Annotated in this window: 20 protein-coding genes; 19 read left to right on the top strand and 1 reads right to left on the bottom strand. The window is 71.8% G+C overall.

The annotated features are described in order from the left end of the window. The first annotated feature begins 2 nt into the window (after nt 1-2). The 16 genes from ABD296_RS20905 to ABD296_RS20830 all read left to right on the top strand — a co-directional run bounded on the left by ABD296_RS20905 (nt 3) and on the right by ABD296_RS20830 (nt 15,073). The gene (locus ABD296_RS20905) at nt 3-785 is read left to right on the top strand and encodes an SDR family oxidoreductase (RefSeq protein ID WP_344269472.1); all 783 of its coding nucleotides are present in this window, start codon (nt 3-5) and stop codon (nt 783-785) included. Beyond that, on the top strand, nt 782-2,167 hold the full coding sequence (locus tag ABD296_RS20900) for a cytochrome P450 (protein ID WP_344269469.1): 1,386 nt from the start codon (nt 782-784) through the stop codon (nt 2,165-2,167). The genes ABD296_RS20905 and ABD296_RS20900 overlap by 4 nt, the downstream gene beginning before the upstream one ends. A 2-nt stretch (nt 2,168-2,169) precedes the next feature. Beyond that, a complete protein-coding gene (locus ABD296_RS20895) occupies nt 2,170-2,367 on the top strand; it encodes a ferredoxin (protein WP_285911717.1) in 198 nt (65 codons plus the stop codon). 9 nt (nt 2,368-2,376) lie between these two features. Beyond that, complete coding sequence (locus ABD296_RS20890) at nt 2,377-3,024, top strand: hypothetical protein (protein WP_344269462.1); 648 nt, start codon at nt 2,377-2,379, stop codon at nt 3,022-3,024. Further along, nucleotides 3,021-4,505 (top strand): aldehyde dehydrogenase, encoded by a 1,485-nt coding sequence (locus ABD296_RS20885; protein ID WP_344269459.1) that lies wholly within the window; start codon nt 3,021-3,023, stop codon nt 4,503-4,505. Before ABD296_RS20890 ends, ABD296_RS20885 begins: the two co-directional genes overlap by 4 nt. 37 nt (nt 4,506-4,542) lie before the next feature. After that, nucleotides 4,543-5,292, top strand: a complete 750-nt coding sequence (locus ABD296_RS20880; protein ID WP_344269457.1) for an SDR family oxidoreductase — start codon at nt 4,543-4,545, stop codon at nt 5,290-5,292. A 22-nt stretch (nt 5,293-5,314) separates the two neighbouring features. Next, the gene (locus tag ABD296_RS20875; RefSeq protein ID WP_344269455.1) at nt 5,315-6,187 is read left to right on the top strand and encodes an NAD(P)-dependent oxidoreductase; all 873 of its coding nucleotides are present in this window, start codon (nt 5,315-5,317) and stop codon (nt 6,185-6,187) included. Beyond that, nucleotides 6,184-6,609: a carboxymuconolactone decarboxylase family protein gene (locus ABD296_RS20870; protein ID WP_344269453.1), complete on the top strand. Its 426-nt coding sequence runs from the start codon at nt 6,184-6,186 to the stop codon at nt 6,607-6,609. The genes ABD296_RS20875 and ABD296_RS20870 overlap by 4 nt, the downstream gene beginning before the upstream one ends. 52 nt (nt 6,610-6,661) lie before the next feature. Beyond that, nucleotides 6,662-7,747 carry an NAD(P)H-dependent amine dehydrogenase family protein gene (locus ABD296_RS20865; RefSeq protein ID WP_344269451.1) on the top strand — a complete coding sequence of 362 codons (1,086 nt, stop codon included), beginning with the start codon at nt 6,662-6,664 and terminating at the stop codon, nt 7,745-7,747. A gap of 90 nt (nt 7,748-7,837) precedes the next feature. After that, on the top strand, nt 7,838-8,572 hold the full coding sequence (locus ABD296_RS20860; protein WP_344269447.1) for a glucose 1-dehydrogenase: 735 nt from the start codon (nt 7,838-7,840) through the stop codon (nt 8,570-8,572). Nucleotides 8,573-8,624: 52 nt separating this feature from the next. Beyond that, the gene (locus tag ABD296_RS20855) at nt 8,625-10,112 is read left to right on the top strand and encodes an FAD-binding protein (RefSeq protein WP_344269444.1); all 1,488 of its coding nucleotides are present in this window, start codon (nt 8,625-8,627) and stop codon (nt 10,110-10,112) included. A gap of 77 nt (nt 10,113-10,189) precedes the next feature. Then, on the top strand, nt 10,190-10,630 hold the full coding sequence (locus ABD296_RS20850) for an SRPBCC family protein (RefSeq protein ID WP_344269442.1): 441 nt from the start codon (nt 10,190-10,192) through the stop codon (nt 10,628-10,630). A 302-nt stretch (nt 10,631-10,932) separates the two neighbouring features. Then, nucleotides 10,933-12,174: a hypothetical protein gene (locus ABD296_RS20845; RefSeq protein ID WP_344269440.1), complete on the top strand. Its 1,242-nt coding sequence runs from the start codon at nt 10,933-10,935 to the stop codon at nt 12,172-12,174. Nucleotides 12,175-12,396: 222 nt separating this feature from the next. Then, entirely contained in the window at nt 12,397-13,266 is an 870-nt protein-coding gene (locus ABD296_RS20840; RefSeq protein ID WP_344269438.1) for a peptidoglycan-binding domain-containing protein, read from the top strand. Between the two features lie 60 nt (nt 13,267-13,326). Beyond that, nucleotides 13,327-14,130 (top strand): CHAP domain-containing protein, encoded by an 804-nt coding sequence (locus ABD296_RS20835; protein ID WP_344269435.1) that lies wholly within the window; start codon nt 13,327-13,329, stop codon nt 14,128-14,130. A 13-nt stretch (nt 14,131-14,143) separates the two neighbouring features. Continuing rightward, on the top strand, nt 14,144-15,073 hold the full coding sequence (locus tag ABD296_RS20830; RefSeq protein ID WP_344269432.1) for a SpoIID/LytB domain-containing protein: 930 nt from the start codon (nt 14,144-14,146) through the stop codon (nt 15,071-15,073). A 33-nt stretch (nt 15,074-15,106) separates the two neighbouring features. Here the strand turns inward: ABD296_RS20830 and ABD296_RS20825 are convergent, their stop codons facing one another. Then, nucleotides 15,107-15,526: a winged helix-turn-helix transcriptional regulator gene (locus tag ABD296_RS20825; protein ID WP_344269429.1), complete on the bottom strand. Its 420-nt coding sequence runs from the start codon at nt 15,524-15,526 to the stop codon at nt 15,107-15,109. 100 nt (nt 15,527-15,626) lie between these two features. Here ABD296_RS20825 and ABD296_RS20820 point away from each other — a divergent pair, with 100 nt between their 5' ends. The 3 genes from ABD296_RS20820 to lexA all read left to right on the top strand — a co-directional run bounded on the left by ABD296_RS20820 (nt 15,627) and on the right by lexA (nt 18,063). After that, complete coding sequence (locus tag ABD296_RS20820) at nt 15,627-16,478, top strand: alpha/beta fold hydrolase (RefSeq protein WP_344269426.1); 852 nt, start codon at nt 15,627-15,629, stop codon at nt 16,476-16,478. A 139-nt stretch (nt 16,479-16,617) separates the two neighbouring features. Continuing rightward, nucleotides 16,618-17,373, top strand: a complete 756-nt coding sequence (locus tag ABD296_RS20815; protein WP_344269423.1) for an SDR family NAD(P)-dependent oxidoreductase — start codon at nt 16,618-16,620, stop codon at nt 17,371-17,373. Nucleotides 17,374-17,400: 27 nt separating this feature from the next. After that, nucleotides 17,401-18,063: a transcriptional repressor LexA gene (lexA, locus tag ABD296_RS20810; protein WP_344269419.1), complete on the top strand. Its 663-nt coding sequence runs from the start codon at nt 17,401-17,403 to the stop codon at nt 18,061-18,063. Nucleotides 18,064-18,079: the final 16 nt, after the last annotated feature.

Below are 18,079 nucleotides of genomic sequence, written 5' to 3'. Positions count from 1 at the left end.
CGGTGGCCAAGAAGTACCAGCACCCCGAGCGCCGTCCCGCGGTGATCACCGGCGCGTCGTCCGGCATCGGCGCGGAGACGGCCAGGGCCCTCGCCGCGGCGGGGCACCCGGTCGCCCTCGGAGCGCGCCGGGTGGACGCCCTGGAGGAGATCGCGGCGGGCATCCGCGCCGACGGCGGCGAGGCGGTCGCGCACGCGCTCGACGTCACCGACGACGAGTCGGTGGCCGAGTTCGCCGCGAAGGCGGCCGCGGGCCTCGGCGACATCGAGGTCGTGGTCAGCAACGCCGGCCTGGTCGCGCCGGGCGCGACCATCGAGGTCAGCTCCGAGCGCTTCGGACGGGAGATCGACCTCAACCTCGTCGGCGCGCACCGGATCGCGCGGATGTTCGTGCCCGCGATGGTCGAGCGGCGGCGCGGCGACATCGTGTTCGTCTCGTCCGACGTGGCCGTCAAGCCCCGGCCGTTCATGTCCGCCTACTCCGCCGGCAAGTGGGGCCTGGAAGGAATGGTCACCGCGCTGCAGATGGAGCTGGAGGGGACCGGCGTGCGGGCCTCGATCGTCCGGCCCGGCCCGACGTGGAGCGGCATGGGCACCGACTGGGACACCGACGAAGCCGCGTTCGTGCTCGACCAGTGGGTCCGTTTCGGACTCGCCCGGCACCCCCACTTCCTCAAGGCCAAGGCGCACGCGGACGCGATCGCCACGATCGTCGGCGCGCCGCGCGGCGTGCACCTGAGCCTGCTCGACGTCAATCCCGAAGCGCCCGTGGAGGAGAAGCCATGACCGCCGCCGAGAGCGACCGGCTCGCCGGGATCCCCGAGGTGAGCACGGTCCTCGACGACCAGAGCCCCGAGGTGCCCGAGATCATCCGCGGCACCGGGCACCTGCCGGAGATGCGGGTCGACCCGGTCGGCCTGTTCCACCGCGTCCGGGAGGAGTGCGGCGACGTCGGCCGGTTCCGGCTCGCCGGCAAGGACGTCGTGCTGGTCAGCGGCGCCGCGGCGAACGAGATGTTCTTCCGCGCGCCGGACGAGCAGCTCGACCAGGCCGCCGCGTACCCGTTCATGACGCCGATCTTCGGCAAGGGCGTCGTCTTCGACGCCTCGCCGGAGGAGCGCCAGCAGATGCTGAAGAACCAGGCGCTGCGCGGCGACATGATGCGCGGCCACGCGCAGACGATCGAGGCGGAGATCCGCCGGATGGTCGCCGGCTGGGGCGACGAGGGGGAGATCGACCTCCTCGACTTCTTCGCCGAGCTGACCATCTACACCACGTCCGCGTGCCTCGTCGGCAAGCCGTTCCGCGACGAGCTGGACGGCTCGTTCGCGCAGCACTACCACGAGCTCGAACGCGGCACCGACGCGATCGCCTACGTCGACCCGTACGCCGACATCGACAGCTTCCGGATGCGCGACGCGGCCCGGGAGAAGCTGGTCGCTCTGGTGCAGGGCATCATCGAGCGCCGCAAGGAGCGCGGGAAGGTCCCGCGCGACCAGCGGGACCTGCTCGACGTCCTGATCTCGCTGGACATGAGCGCCGACCACATCACCGGCATCTTCATCTCGATGATGTTCGCGGGGCACCACACCTCCAGCGGCACCGCGTCCTGGGCGATGATCGAGCTGCTGCGCAACCCGGCGGTGCTCGCGGACGTGGTCGCCGAGCTGGACGCGCTCTACGCCGACGGCACGGAGGTGTCGTTCCAGGCGCTGCGGTCGATCCCCGTGCTGGAGTCGGCGCTGAAGGAGACGCTGCGCCTGCACCCGCCGCTGATCATCCTGATGCGGCTCGTCCGCGAGGACTTCGAGCTGCTCGGGAAGACGATCCCCGCCGGGACGATGCTCGCGGCGTCGCCGCGGGTCTCGAACCGGATCGAGGAGGACTTCCCGAAGGCGGCGGACTTCGACCCGGGGCGCTACATCGACCCCCGGCAGGAGGACCTGCAGAACCGCTGGACCTGGATCCCGTTCGGCGCCGGCCGGCACCGCTGCGTCGGCAACGCGTTCGCGATGATGCAGATGAAGGCGATCTTCTCCGTCGTCCTGCGCGACTTCACGTTCGAGGCCGTCGAGCCTCTCGACTCCTACCAGGACGACTTCACCAAGATGGTGATCCAGCTCAAGCAGCCCTGCCGCGTCAGGTACCGCCGCCGGGCGGGGAGGTGAGCATGCGGGTCGTCGCCGACACGACCATCTGCCAGGGGCACCAGCTCTGCCAGGGCGAGGCGCCCGACGTGTTCGGGTTCGACGAGGAGAACGACGTGGTCGAGATCCTCGACGAGCACCCGGACGAGTCCCGCCGCAAGGACGTGGCCACGGCCGTGAAGTACTGCCCGGCGTTCGCGCTTTCGATCGAAGAGGACTGAGGGGACGACGTGAGTGATGACGGCGGGCTGACCCGCGCCGAGATCGAGGGGTTCTGGGACTCCTGGCTGGAGATCAACCGCGAGGCCGAGCGGACCGGCGACTGGCGGGTGATGGCCGAGTGGTACGCCGAGGACGCGACGTACGGCTGGATGTACAGCCCCGACGAGCACTTCATGGCCGTCGGCCGCGACCAGATCCGGGACTGGGCGATCGGCATCGAGATGGACGGCCTCGACGGCTGGCACTACGACTACCAGGTCACGGTGATCGACGAGAAGAAGTCGATGATCGTCGGGTTCTGGAAGCAGAAGTCCGGCATCGCCAACGACGCGACGGGCGGGGAGTACGAGATCCTCGGCATCGGCGGCTCGTGGTTCGGCGTCGAACGCCAGACGGCCGGCGCGGACGCCGGCCAGATCAAGATCGCCTGGCAGCGGGACTGGTTCGACATGCCGTCGACCGTCCACACGTTCATGGAGATCATCAACTCCGGCAAGGCGCCCGAGACGCTGCTGAAGCGGATGAAGGTCGCCGGCCACGGCGTGCCGGGCCACTACCACTACGACGAGATCCCCTCGACGCTGTGGCCGCCGCCCGTGGAGCGCGGCGACTACGTCACGCAGGCGCCGAAGGACGCACCGGAGGCGGCGCAATGACCGATCGCCTTCCGACGAATCCGCCCGCGCAGCAGTACGTCGACGGCAAGCTCGGCGGAGCGAGCGGCGGGGCGTCCTACCCGATCCTCAACCCGGCGACCGGGCAGGAGATCGGCCGCGCGCCCGACGGCACGGCCGCCGACGTGGACGCCGCGATCGGCGCCGCCCGCCGGGCGTTCGACGAGTCCGGCTGGGCGACCGACCGTGCACTGCGGTCGCGGGTGCTGCGCCAGTTCCACCAGGCGCTGCTCGACAACGCGGACGTGCTCCGCGCGCTCACCATCGCCGAGGCCGGGGCGCCGGCGTTCTTCGTCGCCGGCCCGCAGTTCGACACCCCGGTCGAGAGCCTGAAGTGGACGATCGACCTCGCCGAGGGCTACGAGTGGGAGACCGACCTCGGCGTCGGCGTCACGATGGGCATCCGGTCGCACCGCACCGTCCACCGCGAGGCGGTCGGCGTGGTCGCCGCGATCACGCCGTGGAACTTCCCCAACCAGATCAACCTCGCCAAGATCGGTCCGGCGCTCGCCGCCGGGAACACCGTGGTGCTCAAGCCGGCGCCCGACACCCCGTGGCTGGCGGCCGAGCTGGGCCGGCTGTTCGCCGAGCGCACCGACATCCCGGCCGGCGTCTTCAACGTGGTGACGCCGCGCGACAACGAGGTGGCGGCGCTGCTGACCACCGACCCGCGCGTGGACCTGGTGTCCTTCACCGGCTCGACCAACACGGGCCGTGCGATCGCGGCGGCCGCGGCGCCGACCCTCAAGAGGGTCTTCCTCGAACTCGGCGGCAAGTCCGCGGCGATCGTGCTGGACGACGCGAACCTGAAGGCGGTCGTCGGCAGCACCGCGTTCGCGGCGTCCGTGCACGCCGGCCAGGGCTGCGCCATCACCACCCGGCTGGTGGTGCCCCGGGCGCGCTACGACGAGGCGGTGGAGATCGCCGCGTCCACGATGGCCTCGCTCGGCGCGAAGGACCCCGCCGATCCCGGCACCATCTGCGGCCCGGTCATCTCGGCGGCGCAGCGCGACCGGGTGACGTCCTACCTCGACCTGGCCGCCGAGGAAGGCGGACGGTTCGCCACCGGCGGCGGGCTCGCCGAGCAGGACGGCGAGCTGGCCGGCGGGTTCTGGATCCAGCCGACCGTCATCGCCGGCCTGGACAACACCGCCCGCGTCGCCCAGGAGGAGATCTTCGGCCCGGTGCTGACCGTCATCGCGCACGACGGCGACGACGACGCCGTCCGGATCGCCAACGAGTCGCCGTACGGGCTGTCCGGCTCGGTCGACTCCGGCGACCTGGAGCGGGCCAAGGCGGTCGCCGCCCGCATCCGCACCGGGACGATCGGCGTCAACGGCGGGCTGTGGTTCGGCGCGGACGCGCCGTTCGGCGGCTACAAGCAGTCCGGAATCGGCCGCGAGATGGGCGTGGCCGGGTTCGAGGAGTACCTCGAGACCAAGACCACGGCCGTGCCGGCCTGACGCCGGCCTCACCCCCTCACGGATACGGAGAGCAGCAGTGAGCAGGTTCCAGGACAAGGTCGTCATCGTCACCGGTGCGGCCCAGGGGATCGGCGAGGCCTACGCCAAGGGGCTGGCCGCGGAGGGCGCCTCGGTGGTCGTCGCCGACCTCAACGCGGAGGCCGGCGACCAGGTCGCCAAGCAGATCCGGACCGACGGCGGCAAGGCGATCTTCGCGCCCGTGGACGTGTCGTCGCCGGAGTCGGCGAAGGCCCTCGCGGACGCGACCGTCGCCGAGTTCGGCGGCATCGACGCGCTGGTCAACAACGCCGCCATCTACGGCGCGATGAAGTTCGACCTGCTGATCAGCGTCGACTGGGACTACTACCGCAAGTTCCTCGACGTGAACCTCAACGGCGCGCTCGTCATGACCCGTGCGGTGTACCGGGAGATGCGCAAGCGCGGCGGCGGCTCGATCGTCAACCAGTCCAGCACCGCCGCCTACCTCTACTCCGGCTTCTACGGGCTGGCGAAGGTCGGCGTGAACGGGCTGACCCAGCAGCTCGCGCACGAGCTCGGCGGGATGAACATCCGGGTGAACGCGATCGCGCCCGGCCCGACCGACACCGAGGCGACCCGGGTGCAGGCGGGCGACGCCGCCAAGGACCTGGTGAAGAACATGGCGCTCAAGCGGTTCGGGCAGCCCGAGGACATGCTCGGCGCGGTGAAGTTCCTGCTCTCCGACGACGCCTCGTGGGTGACCGGCCAGATCATCGCCGTCGACGGCGGCCAGACCTTCCGGCTCTAGGGGCGGACGGAGAGGGAACGAGATGAGCGACATCGTCCGCGTCGGATTCGTCGGGCTCGGCGACATCGGCAAGCCGATGGCGACCCGGCTCGCCGGGCAGCAGGCCGAGGCGGGGCTCGCGCTCGGCGTGTTCGACCTGGCCCCGGCGCCGGTCGAGGAGCTGGTCGCGGCCGGCGCGAAGGCGGCCGGCGGCGTCGGCGCCCTCGCGGCGGGCAGCGACGTGCTGTGCGTGATGGTCAACAACGACCGGCAGGTCCGCTCGGTGCTCGACGAGGTGCTCGCCGCCGACGGCGTGGGCGCGGGGCTCACCGTGGCCGTCCACTCGACCGTGGCGCCCGAGACGCCCGCCGAGCTGGAAGGACTCGCCGCGCGGAAGGGCGTCCGGCTGGTCGACGCGCCCGTCTCCGGCGGCGCGATGGGCGCGGGCACCGGCGAGCTGGCCGTCATGGTCGGCGGGTCGGAGGAGGCGTTCGCGGCGGTCCGCCCCGTCCTGGACGTCCTGGCGAAGAAGGTCGTCCACGCCGGGCCGATCGGCGCGGGCACCCGGTTCAAGCTCGCCCGCAACCTGATGCACTACGCCGCTTTCACCGCCGCGACCGAGGCCCAGCGGCTCGCCGAGGCGGCCGGCCTCGACATCACCGCCCTCGGCGAGGTCGTCCGGCACACCGACGCGCTCACCGGCGGACCGGGAGCGATCATGTACCGCGACACGACCGCCGAGCTGGAGCCGGGCTCGTTCTGGTTCACCACCTTCGACCACGTCCGGCACCTCGCCGAGAAGGACCTCGACTTCGCCATCGCGCTGGCCGACGAGCTCGGCGTCGACGTCCCGATGGCCAGGATCGCGCGCGAGCGGTTCGCGCCCGGGCTGGGTTTCCCCGAGGAGCAGGCATGACCGACGACACGACCGGGAAGTTCGACGACCTCCCGGAGCTGCGGGCCCGCGGCCTGCGCAAGATGGAGCAGGTCTACGGCTTCGACATGGCCGACGGGACCGGCGACTTCTTCCGCTACACCGCCGACCACCTGTTCGGCGACGTGTGGCAGCGGCCCGGCCTGTCCGACCGGGACCGCCGCCTGCTGCTCCTCGGCCTGCTCGCCGGGCAGGGCGCCGCCGACGTGCTCGGCATCCAGGTGCCCGCCGCGTACGCCGCCGGCGAGTTCGACGACGACGCGCTGCGCGAGATCGTGGTGTTCCTCAGCCACTACGCGGGCTGGCCGAACGGCGCGCGGCTCAACTCGATCGTCGAGGAGACGATCGCCAAGGCGGCGCGCGCCGCCGCCCGCGCCGCCCGCGCCGCCGAGAAGAGCGACTGAGAGCGCCCGTCCTCGCCGGATGCCCGGCGTCGTCCACCCCCCGAGGAGCACCATGGCCCTGCGCGTCCTGCACGTCGCGACCGGCAACGTCGGCCGCATCGCGCTGTCCCAGCTGATCGAGGACCCCCGCTTCGAGCTGGCCGGCCTCGTCGTGTCCAACCCGAAGAAGGTCGGCCGGGACGCCGGCGAGCTCGCGGGCCTCGACACCGTCACGGGCGTCGCGGCCACCGACGACCTGGACGCGGCGCTGGCCGCGCGGCCGGACTGCACGGTCTACTGCGCGCTCGGCGAGACCCGGCTGTTCGAGGCGCTCGCCGACATCCAGAAGATCCTCGCCTCGGGCAGCAACGTCGTCGCGTCCTCGCCGGTGCCGCTGATCTACCCGTGGGGGCTGCTGCCGGACCGGATGATCGACCCCGTCGAGGACGCCTGCCGCACCGGCGGCACGAGCCTGTTCACCACCGGCGTGGACCCCGGCTGGGTCAACGACCTGCTGCCCTTCGCGATCGCCAGCACCTGCCAGCGGGTCGAGCGGGTCGTCTGCTCGGAGATCGCCGACTACGCGACCTACGACGGCGGCCCGGTCATGTTCGACTTCATGGGCTTCGGACGTCCCCTGGACGACCTGCCGAGAATGTTCAAGCCGGGGATCCTCGCGGCGTCCTGGGGCGTCAGCCTCCGGATGATGGCGCGCGGGTTCGGCTTCGAACTCGACGACATCACCGAGTGGTACGAGCGGGAGCCGGCGCCGGAGGCGTTCGACGTCGCCGCCGGGCACATCCCCGCAGGCGGCGTGGCGGCGATGCGGCTGAAGATCTGCGGCGTGGCCGGCGGCAAGGAGGTGCTGGTCATCGACCACACCACCCGGCTGCGCGGCGACCTGCGCCCCGACTGGCCGCAGCCCGCGCAGGACGGCGGCTCCTACCGGCTGGAGATCACCGGCGAGCCGTCCTACCGCGTCGACGTCTGCCCGACCAGCGCGAAGGGCGACCACAACTACGCCGCGATCGCCGCGGGCGCCGGCCGCATCGTCAACGCGATCCCCGACGTCGTCGCGGCACCGCCGGGCCTGCGGACCCCGCTCGACCTACCGTTCAACACCGCCCGAGGCGTCTTCGCCACGGCACTGACCCGTTGAGTTGCGGCGAGTCGTCGTTATCCGGCCGTTCATAACGACGACTCGCCGCAAGTCAACGCATTCGGACCCGACGACAGGGAGGACATCGACATGGGACGTGTGGACGGGAAGATCGCCCTGATCAGCGGGGGCGCGCGCGGCATCGGGGCGGCGAGCGCGCGGGCGCTGGTGGCCGAGGGCGCGAAGGTCGTGCTCGGCGACATCCTCGACGAGGAGGGCAAGGCCGTCGCCGACGAGCTGGGCGACGCGGCCCGCTACGTGCACCTCGACGTGACGAGCCCCGAGGACTGGACGGCCGCCGTCGAGACCACCGTCCGCGAGTTCGGCGGGCTGAACGTGCTGTTCAACAACGCGGGGATCGCCAACGGCGCGTCGATCAACCGGTTCTCGCTGGAGAAGTGGCAGAAGATCATCGACATCAACCTGACCGGCCCGTTCCTCGGCATCCGCGCGGCGACCGACGCGCTGGTCGCGGCCGGCGGCGGGTCGATCATCAACACCTCGTCCATCGAGGGCCTGCGCGGCACGTCGTGGGCGCACGGATACGTGGCCTCGAAGTGGGGCCTGCGCGGCCTCACCAAGTCGGTCGCGATGGAGCTCGCGCCGCACGGCGTCCGGGTCAACTCGCTGCACCCGGGCCTGATCCGGACGCCGCTCACCGACGGCATCCCCGACGACATGATCCCGGTCCCGCTCGGACGGCCCGGCCTGCCCGAGGACGTCGCCTCCTTCGTGGTCTTCCTCGCCAGCGAGGAGTCCTCCTACGCCACGGGGACGGAGTTCGTCATCGACGGCGGCACCGTCAACCAGATCCCGCACAAGTGACCCGCGACGTACGACCGGTTCGAGGCGTACGACTGATTCGAGACAGGGACCGATGAACGCACAACCCTCCCCTGGAATGGCCGTCCCGCAGGTGGTCCCGGCCGCTGACCTGCCGGCCGGCGCCGAGCGGTTCGACGTCGTCGTGGTGGGCTTCGGCATCGCCGGCGGCTGCGCCGCCCTGGAGGCGGCGCGCTCCGGGGCCCGGGTCCTGCTGCTGGAGCGGGCCGCCGTGCACGGCGGCACGTCGAGCATGTCGGGCGGGCACTTCTACCTCGGCGGCGGCACCGCCGTCCAGCAGGCCACCGGCCACGAGGACACGGCCGAGGCGATGGCCCGCTACCTCATGGCCAGCACGAAGGACCCGGACGAGGAGAAGATCCGGACGTACTGCGCGGGGTCGGTCGAGCATTTCGACTGGCTGGAGGCGCTGGGCTTCGCGTTCGAGCGGTCCTACTTCCCCGGGAAGGCGGTGATCCAGCCCGGCACCGAGGGGCTGATGTTCACCGGCAACGAGAAGGTGTGGCCGTACCGCGACGGGATCCCGCCGGCGCCGCGCGGCCACAAGGTGCCGGTGCCGGGCGACACCGAGGGCACCAAGATCGTGATGGACCTGCTGCGCGACCGGGTCGAGGAGGCCGGGGTCGAGGTCCGCTACGAGACCGGCGCGACCAACCTGGTGGTGACCGGGGACGGCGCGGTCACCGGCGTCGCGTGGCGGAACTTCGACCGCACGGGCGTGGTCGGTGCCGCCGGAGTCGTGATCGCGGCGGGCGGGTTCGTGATGAACGCGGACATGGTCGCGGCCTACACCCCGGCGCTCGGCGAGAAGCTGTTCACGCTCGGCAGCACCTACGACGACGGGCTCGGCATCCGCCTCGGCCAGTCCGCCGGCGCGGCGCTGGAGCATATGGACGAGCCGTTCATCACCGCGCCGTTCTACCCGCCGTCGTCGCTGGTCAAGGGGCTGATCGTCAACAAGCGCGGCGAGCGGTTCGTGGCCGAGGACAGCTACCACGCGCGCACGTCCTCCTTCGTGCTCCAGCAGCCGGACGCGGCGGCGTACCTGATCGCCGACAGCGACCACATGGAGGAGCAGCGGATGCCCCTCGTCCCGCTGAAGGACGGCTACGAGACGATCGAGGAGATGGAGTCCGGCCTCGGCCTGCCCGCCGGCTCGCTCGTCGCGACGATGGCGCGCTACAACGAGCACGCGGCACGCGGCGAGGACCCCGACTTCCACAAGCACCCCGACTGGCTGGCGCCGCAGGCCACCGGCCCCTGGGGCGTCTACGACCTCACCCTCGGCACCGCCCTCTACGCCGGCTTCACCCTCGGCGGCATGGCCACCACGGTCGACGGCGAGGTGCGGCGGCCCGACGGGTCGGTCATCGGCGGGCTCTACGCGGCCGGGGCCTGCGCGTCCAACATCGCCCAGGACGGCGCCGGATACTGCTCGGGCACCCAGCTCGGCGAGGGCTCCTTCTTCGGCCGCCGCGCCGGTCTCGCCGCCGCGGCACGCGCCCGCGCCACCTCTCGCTAGGCGTGCCGCGGGGCCGTCGGCGCGCCGGCGGGGTGGCGCGCCGCGGCCCGGGGGAGGGGTGCGGCAAGATGAACGGCATGGCACAGGTTGTGGCGACTGCGGAGACGACGCTCAAGGCGAACCCGGAGCGGGTGCTCGAAGCACTCGCGGACTACACGGGCGTGCGCTCCAGGATGCTGACCGAGCACTTCAGCGAGTACGACGTGCGGGAAGGCGGCCAGGGAGCGGGCACGGTGGTGCACTGGAAGCTGGCCGCCACCAGCAAGCGGGTGCGCGACTGCCTGTTCTCGGTGAGCGCCCCCGACGCGAACACGCTGGTGGAGAAGGACGCCAACTCCTCCATGGTCACCACCTGGACGGTGTCGCCCGCGGGCGAGGGAGCACGCGTCCAGGTCAGGACGGCCTGGGACGGCGCCGGCGGCGTGGGCGGATTCTTCGAGCGCACCTTCGCCCCGAAGGGGCTGCGGAGCATCTACGACGCGCAATTGGCGAAGCTGGGCACCGAGCTGGGCGCCTGACGGGCGCGCCCCGCGCGGGGCCGCCGGCCGCGGCCCGATCATCGGTCTGGACAAACAGCGCCGCCGGTTCTACTTTTATGGCGAATCGCTCTACGTGACCGGTGATGGAGCGGAGGTCCACGGTGTGCTGACGTAATGCCGCCATCTGGTTGGCGGAAGTTGCCGGTCCGCGAAAGCACCCTGACCTCGGGCTCCCACAATGGCTGATGAATCGGCGAATGAACGGCGCTCATCCGTTATCGCTCTCGGGCGTGAACGCGCGAGGGCAATACCTGCCAGGATGAGAACGGCCGGGTGGTTGCATGGCGCGTCGTGAACGCCCGCTGGACCCGGCCGCCGGCCCGTTGGAGGCGTTCGCGCACGATCTCCGCGCCGTGCGGGCGGCCGCGGGCGAGCCGACGTACCGGCGGCTGGCGCAACTGGCGGGGTACAGCGCGTCCACGCTGTCGGAGGCCGCCAGCGGCGCCAGGCTCCCCACGCTGGCGGTCACGCTGGCCTTCGTGGGCGCCTGCTCCGGCGACACCGAGGCGTGGGAGCACCGGTGGAAAGAGGTCCACGACGCCCTGCAGGCCTCGGACGACGCGTCGCCGTCCTGCGCGACGGAAGAGGACGCCGGCACCGACGCCGGCCCGATGGCCTCGCGGGAGATCATGCGGGCCGACCTGCCGGACGGGAGCCCGGCCGCTCCCCGCGACGTCCGCCCGATCATCTTCGGCCCGGTCGCGACCGGACGGGCCAAGCGGAATATCGCCGCGATCGCGGTGGGCTGCCTTGTCGTGGCCGGCTTACTCGTCGTCGGGCTGAACGGCCCCTGGCGCGGAGGTGAAGGCAAGGAATCGCCCGGCTGTCCATCAATGCCGAGGAATCCGAAGTTCACCGCCACCGCGTACGGCGATGGCGCGCCCGTTCGGTCCGGCGCCGCTCTCGCTCGTCCCTCTTTGACCACTTATGCGGCCGGATGCGTGCTCGGGTTCACGGGTTTCTGCATAGGGGAGAAGGTCACTGACCGGACCGCGGGAATTCCCGACAGCCGCTGGTTCATCCTTCCCGGCGGCCACGTCGTCCCCTCTGCCCTGGTGCACGGCAATCCGCCCACGCATCTCTCCCCCGCCGCCTGCACCGATGCCCGGCCGGCGCCGAAGCGGATCTCGCTGAAGGCCACCGGACCGCCCTCCCCCGACTCGCGAGTGGTCCTCACCGCGACGGGACCGCAGGTGCAGATGGCCGGGTTCGCCGCGTACTACGCCGCCGACCCCGCCCACCCGGAACTCCGCCTGTGGCACCAGATCGGGCTGACCGGGGACGCCGACCCCGCCCTGTCGGTCGCCTGGCGGCCGGACAAGCTCCCCGCCCCCGTCCACGCCGGCGACCGCGTCCTCGTCGCGGCCGTGGCGTGCCTCGGCGGCGGCGACTCGGGCTACGCGGCGTCCCTCGCCTCGCTGAAACTGCCCGGCCCCCGCGCGGGCGCCTCGCTGACGCCGCAGTCCGCGACGGTCGACCAGGTGGCCCGCCGCGCCGCCTGCCAGTACCCCAGCGCCTCCTGACGCGAGCGCCGAACGGCCTGCGACCGGGCCTGCCGCCGCCGCGCGCCGCACCGATCCAGAGCCGCATCGCACCAGTCCAGGGACGCATCGCGCCGGTCCCGGAACGTGCCTGGCCAGCGCCGGTGTACGGGCCTGATTGATCCGCGTTCGCGGGTGTGTCGATCAATCAATGCGGCCGGTAGCAAGAGGGACGGCGAGCCGACCGACGGAAGGAAGCACAGGATGAAGATGACGAGGACCCGGGCCGCCGTCACGGGGCTGCTCGCGGCCTTCACGGTATCCGGCGGCCTGGCGTCGGGCGCGGTGCAGGCGTCCGCGGCGACGTCCCCCGCGACGACCGCCGCGGCGCTGCCCGCCGTCGACATGGAGGCCACCGTCCTGGCCGCCCAGATCGACCCCCGGCGCGCCGACGACACGCTGACCCCCGGCGCGAAGGACTCCGTCCTGGCCGTCGAACGGGCGCTCCAGGCACGCGACCTGCTGGACGCCCGCTGGGTCGACGGCTACTTCGGGACCGAGACCATCTCGGCGTACGCGGCCTACCAGCGCTCGCTCGGGTACACCGGGTTGGCCGCCAACGGGCTGCCCGGCACGACGTCGCTGACCAAGCTCGGGCAGAACCGGTTCACCGTCACCCGCAAGATCGCGCCGGGCGCGAAGGTCCAGCGCAACGGCTACACCGTCGACGCCCGCACCCAGGCGATGCTCGCCGAGACCGAACGCCTGCTCGGCTTCAAGCTCGTCCTGTCGCAGGGCTCCTACAACCCCGGCGGCGACGCGTCGTCCGCCGGCACGCACGACGGCGGCGGCGTCGTCGACATCAGCGTCACCGGGATGTCCGCCGCGACCCGCACGTCCGTCGCCCGAGCGCTGCGCCAGGTCGGGTTCGCCGCCTGGGTCCGCAACCCGAACCAGGGCGACTGGCCGTGGCACATCCACGCGGCGGCGATCAACGACACCGACCTGTCCGTCCAGGCCCAGCACCAGACCGGCGACTACTACCTCGGCCTGAACGGCCTCGCGAACCGGGGCCCGGACGACGGCCCCCGCATCACGATCCACACCTGGGAGGAGTACCAGCGCACGCACTGACCGGACGCCCGCAGGACGTCCACCCCCTCGATCAGTGACCACTCCCCGAAAGAGGAGACCATGCAGCTACGCAGGACGCTCACCCTCGCCGGCGCCGCGCTGGCCCTCACCGCCCCCTTCCTCGCCACCGGTTCGCCCGCGTTCGCGGCGTCCCGGGACGGAGTCTGCGACAGCGGTGAGTTCTGCTACTACTACAACAGCGGCAACGCCGGTTCGATCTCCGACTTCACCACCTCGATCGGCGACTACGGCACCACCCAGCCCTCCTGCTACGACTTCAAGGGCGCGGGCAGCGGCAAGGGCGTGTGCGTGAAGAACAACGCCGCGTCGGTGTGGAACCGCACGAAGTACACGGTGCGGGTCTACTTCAACAGCAACTACGGCGGCTCCCATCAGGACTTCGCGGCCGGGGCGAAGGGCAACCTCAACTCCACGCTGAAGAACAACAACGCCTCGCACCAGATCCTCAACGGGTCGGGGCAGGCGGCGCGCAACGACTACGACGGCAACGCGCGCGGCTTCGCGCAGAACAACTGCACGGCCTTCGCGGCCTGGCGGATCGCGAGCCGGCTCGGCGTCCCGAGCTTCAGCAACTCGTGGAAGACGACCTGGGGCAACGCCGGGACCTGGGACGACGCCGCCCGCCGGGTCGGCGTGACGGTCAACAAGACGCCGTCCGTCGGCGCGATCGCCGTCAACGACGTCCACAAGGTCGGCCACGTCGCCTACGTGAACCGGGTCTACTCCGACGGCTCGTTCGACGTCGAGGAATACAACTGGAACAACCCCCTCGCCTACGGCACGCGTTCCCACGTGCACGTGAGCAGCGCCCAGGCCGACTTCCAGTGGATGCTCCACTTCTGAAAGGCGTCCGGACATGACCATCCGCAGAAGGGCGATCGGCATTCTGGCCGCCGTCGTGACGGTGTTCGGGGGAGCCGTGGTGATGGCGGGCCCGGCGTCCGCCGCCGGCCGTGACGGAGCCTGCGACAGCGGCGAGTTCTGTTACTACTTCAACAGCAACGAGGCCGGTTCGATCTCCGACTTCACCTCGTCCCTGGACGACTACGGGACGACCCAGCCGACGTGCTACGAGTTCAAGGGCGCGGGCAACGGCAAGGGCGTGTGCGTGAAGAACAACGCCGCGTCGGTGTGGAACCGCACCAGTCACACGGTGCGGGTCTACTTCAACAGCAATTACGCGGGGGCCCACCAGGACTTCGCGGCCGGCGCGAAGGGCAACCTCAACGCCACGCTGAAGAACAACAACGCCTCGCACCAGCTGCTGGTGTCGCAGCCCGGCGGATGCAAGACCGACGGGTCCAACACCACGCTGCCGTCCTCGATCCTGGTGTACCGCGTCAGCCTCGGACGGGTCGACCGGGTCGACTTCAAGACCTACGTCAAGAACGTCCTGCCGAACGAGTGGGTCTCCAGCTGGCCGGGCGCCTCGCTGGACGCCGGCGCGATGGCCGTCAAGAGCTACGCCTGGTACTGGGCGCTGCACTCGACCCGCAAGACCTCGGGCGGGGCGTGCTACGACGTCCGGGACGACACGGGCGACCAGGTGTACCGGCCGTCCTCGGCGGTGTCGTCGACGTCCGCGGCCGTCGACCGCACCTGGTCGACGCGGATGACGCGCAGCGGCAACATCCTGATCGCGCACTACTGCTCCACCACGACCGCCTGCGGCGCGTGGGTGGACGGGAACTGGATGTCGCAGTACGGCTCGCGTGACCTCGCGAACGCCGGCCAGGACTTCCGGACGATCCTTCGCCACTACTACAGGGACATCGCCCTCTCCTGAGGCCGCCCGTCCCGCCAGGGGTGCCGGTAAGACCTACCGGCACCCCTCCGGCGTCCCTTCCCCGTCCGCCGTGGCCGCGTTGGCGCGGTCGACCTCGGCCATGTGGTCCTCCGCCCAGGCGCGCACGACGGCGAGCGCGCCTTCGAGGGACAGGCCCAGGTCGGTGAGGCGGTAGTGGACGCGCGGCGGCACGGCCGGCTCCACCCGCCGGTCGACCAGGCCGTCGCGCGCCAGGCTCTGCAGGGTTGCCGACAGCATCTTCTGCGAGACGCCGGGCATCCGCCGCCGGAGTTCGGCGAAGCGCACCTCGCCCGGCGCGGCGTCGGCGAGGACCTTGACCACCATGGACGTCCATTTGGTGCCGATCCGGTCGAGCAGCCGCCGGGTGGGGCACCCGGCGTCGAACAGGTCGCCGCGCGTCCCCTTCCCGGTACCGGCGGGTGACGTGGTCACCTGCGGCTCACCACCTGTCGTCGAAGTGCCGCCTTCCGGCGCGAATCGGAGTCACTTACGCTCCCCAGGTAACCAATGGTAACCACTTCGGGGAGACGTCATGCCGCTCATGTCCGCCATCTCGCAGCGACGGGTCGCCGTCAACGGCATCGAGGTCAACGTGGCCGTCGGCGGCAGCGGGCCCGCCGTCCTGCTGCTGCACGGCTTCCCGCACACCTGGCGGGTGTGGTCGGAGGTCGTCCCCGAGCTGCTGCGGCACCACCGGGTCATCGCCCCTGACCTGCGGGGCCTCGGTGCCAGCGAGCGGGCGGACGGCGGGTACGACACCGCGAACCTCGCCGCCGACGCCGAGGGGATCCTGGACGCCCTCGGCGAGCCGTCCGCTGCGGTGGTCGCCATCGACGCCGGCGTCCCGCCCGCCTTCCTGCTCGCGCTCCGGCGGCCGGGCCGCGTCCGGCGGCTCGTTCTCATGGAGGCGACGCTCGGACCGCTGCCCGGCGCCGAGGACTTCTTCGCGGGCGGCCCGCCGTGGTGGTTCGGGTTTCACCGCGTTCCCGGCCTCGCCGAAACCGTCCTGGCCGGGAACGAGGCCGGCTACATCGGCTGGTTCCTTGAGACCGGCACGCGGGGCCGCGGCGTACCGAGCGACGTCCATGACGACTTCGTCCGCGCCTACACCGGCCGCGACGCGCTGCGCTGCGCGTTCTCCCACTACCGCGCCGCGCCCGACAGCGCGCGGCAGCTCCAGGAGGCCGCCGCCGCGAGCCGGCTCGCGATGCCGGTGATGGCGATCGGCGCGCACCCCGTCGGGGACGCCCTGGAGGGGCAGCTGCGTCCCGTCGCCGACGACCTGACCGGGCACCTCATCGAGGACTGCGGCCACATCATCCCGCTCGACCGCCCCCGCGAACTGCTCGCCCTGCTGACGCCGTTCCTCGCCGGGCCTGCCTAGGCGCCGTGCGGCGTCCGCCCCGGGTGCGCCGCACCCAGGGTGCGACCCACCCTGGTTAATCCCCTCTGACCTGCGCAGACTTGAAGCGAAACCGCTTGGAGTGAGCGGGCAACGCACCAAAGATCGGGGGACGGAACCCATGGCAGGACGACTCGCCGGCAAGGTCGCGCTGATCACCGGCGCGACCGGCGGCATCGGCACCGCGACCGCCGAACTCTTCGCCCGCGAAGGCGCCCGGCTGGTGATCACCGACGTCGCCGAAGGGCCCCTGCACGACCTGGCGCGGCGGATCGAGGCGGGCGGCGCCGAGGTCGTCGCCGCGCGGCTCGACGTGTCCTCCGCGCGGCGGTGGGACGAGGTGATCGCCATCGTCCGCGACCGCTTCGGAGCGCTGGACGTCCTGGTCAACATCGCCGGCATCGTCGACTGGCCGGGTATCGAGGACACGCGGGAGGACGCCTGGGACCGCGTCATCGACGTCAACCAGAAGGGCACCTGGCTCGGCATGAAGGCGGCGATGCCGCTGCTGCGCGCGAGCGGCGACGCGTCCGTCGTCAACACCTCGTCGGTGCTCGGGCTCGTCGGAAGCGGCGCCGCCGCGGCCTACCAGGCGTCCAAGGGGGCGGTGCGCCTGCTGACCAAGACCGCCGCGGTCGAGTACGCGCGGCAGGGCGTGCGGGTCAACTCCGTGCATCCCGGCGTCATCGCGACGCCGATGATCCAGGACATCCTGGACGAGGAGGGCGACGAGCAGCCCGACATCCGGCGGACCCCGATGCGCCGCGCCGGGCGCGCCGCCGAGATCGCGCCCGCCTACCTCTTCCTGGCCTGCGACGAATCGTCGTTCGTCACCGGCTCGGAACTCGTGGTCGACGGCGGGCTCACCGCGCACTGACCGCCCCGTCCCCCTACAATTCCGTGGGTGCCCGCCTATGACGATCATGACGTGTTCGAGGGTCTGGACGTCTCCGCCCTGCCCCCGCGCCAGCAGCGGATCCTGGCCACGATCCGGGACTGGGCCGTCCGGTACGGGTACCCGCCGAGCACGCGGCAGATCGGCGACGCCGTCGGCCTGCGGTCGGCGTCGTCGGTGTCCCGGCACCTGACGAGCCTGGAGGAGAAGGGCTTCCTGCGCCGGGGCGCCGCCGTGGCCCGCCCGATCGACGTGCGGTCGTTCCTGCGGGAGGGCTCCGCGGCGGAGCCCGCCGCCGACTCGGTGACCGTGCCGGTGGTGGGCGACATCGCCGCCGGCACGCCCATCATGGCCGAGCAGCACGTCGACGACACCCTGGCGCTGCCCCGCGAGCTCGTCGGCCGCGGCAACGTCTTCGCGCTGCGGGTGCGCGGCGACTCGATGATCGACGCCGCGATCTGCGACGGCGACACCGTCGTGGTCCGGCAGCAGCCCGAGGCGCACTCGGGCCAGATCGTCGCCGCGATGCTCGACGGCGAGGCCACCGTCAAGGTCTACCGCCGCCGCGACGGCCACGTCCTCCTCGAACCGCGCAACCCCGCCTACGAGCCGATCGACGGGGACCACGCCACCGTGCTCGGCATCGTCGTCTCCGTCCTCCGCAGCATCTGACCCCGCGCGGCGATCC

The sequence above is a fragment of the Actinomadura napierensis genome, assembly GCF_039529375.1.
Lineage (GTDB): Bacteria > Actinomycetota > Actinomycetes > Streptosporangiales > Streptosporangiaceae > Spirillospora > Spirillospora napierensis.
Note: the sequence above shows the minus strand (reverse complement) of the source record. Positions and strands in the feature narration are given on the sequence as shown.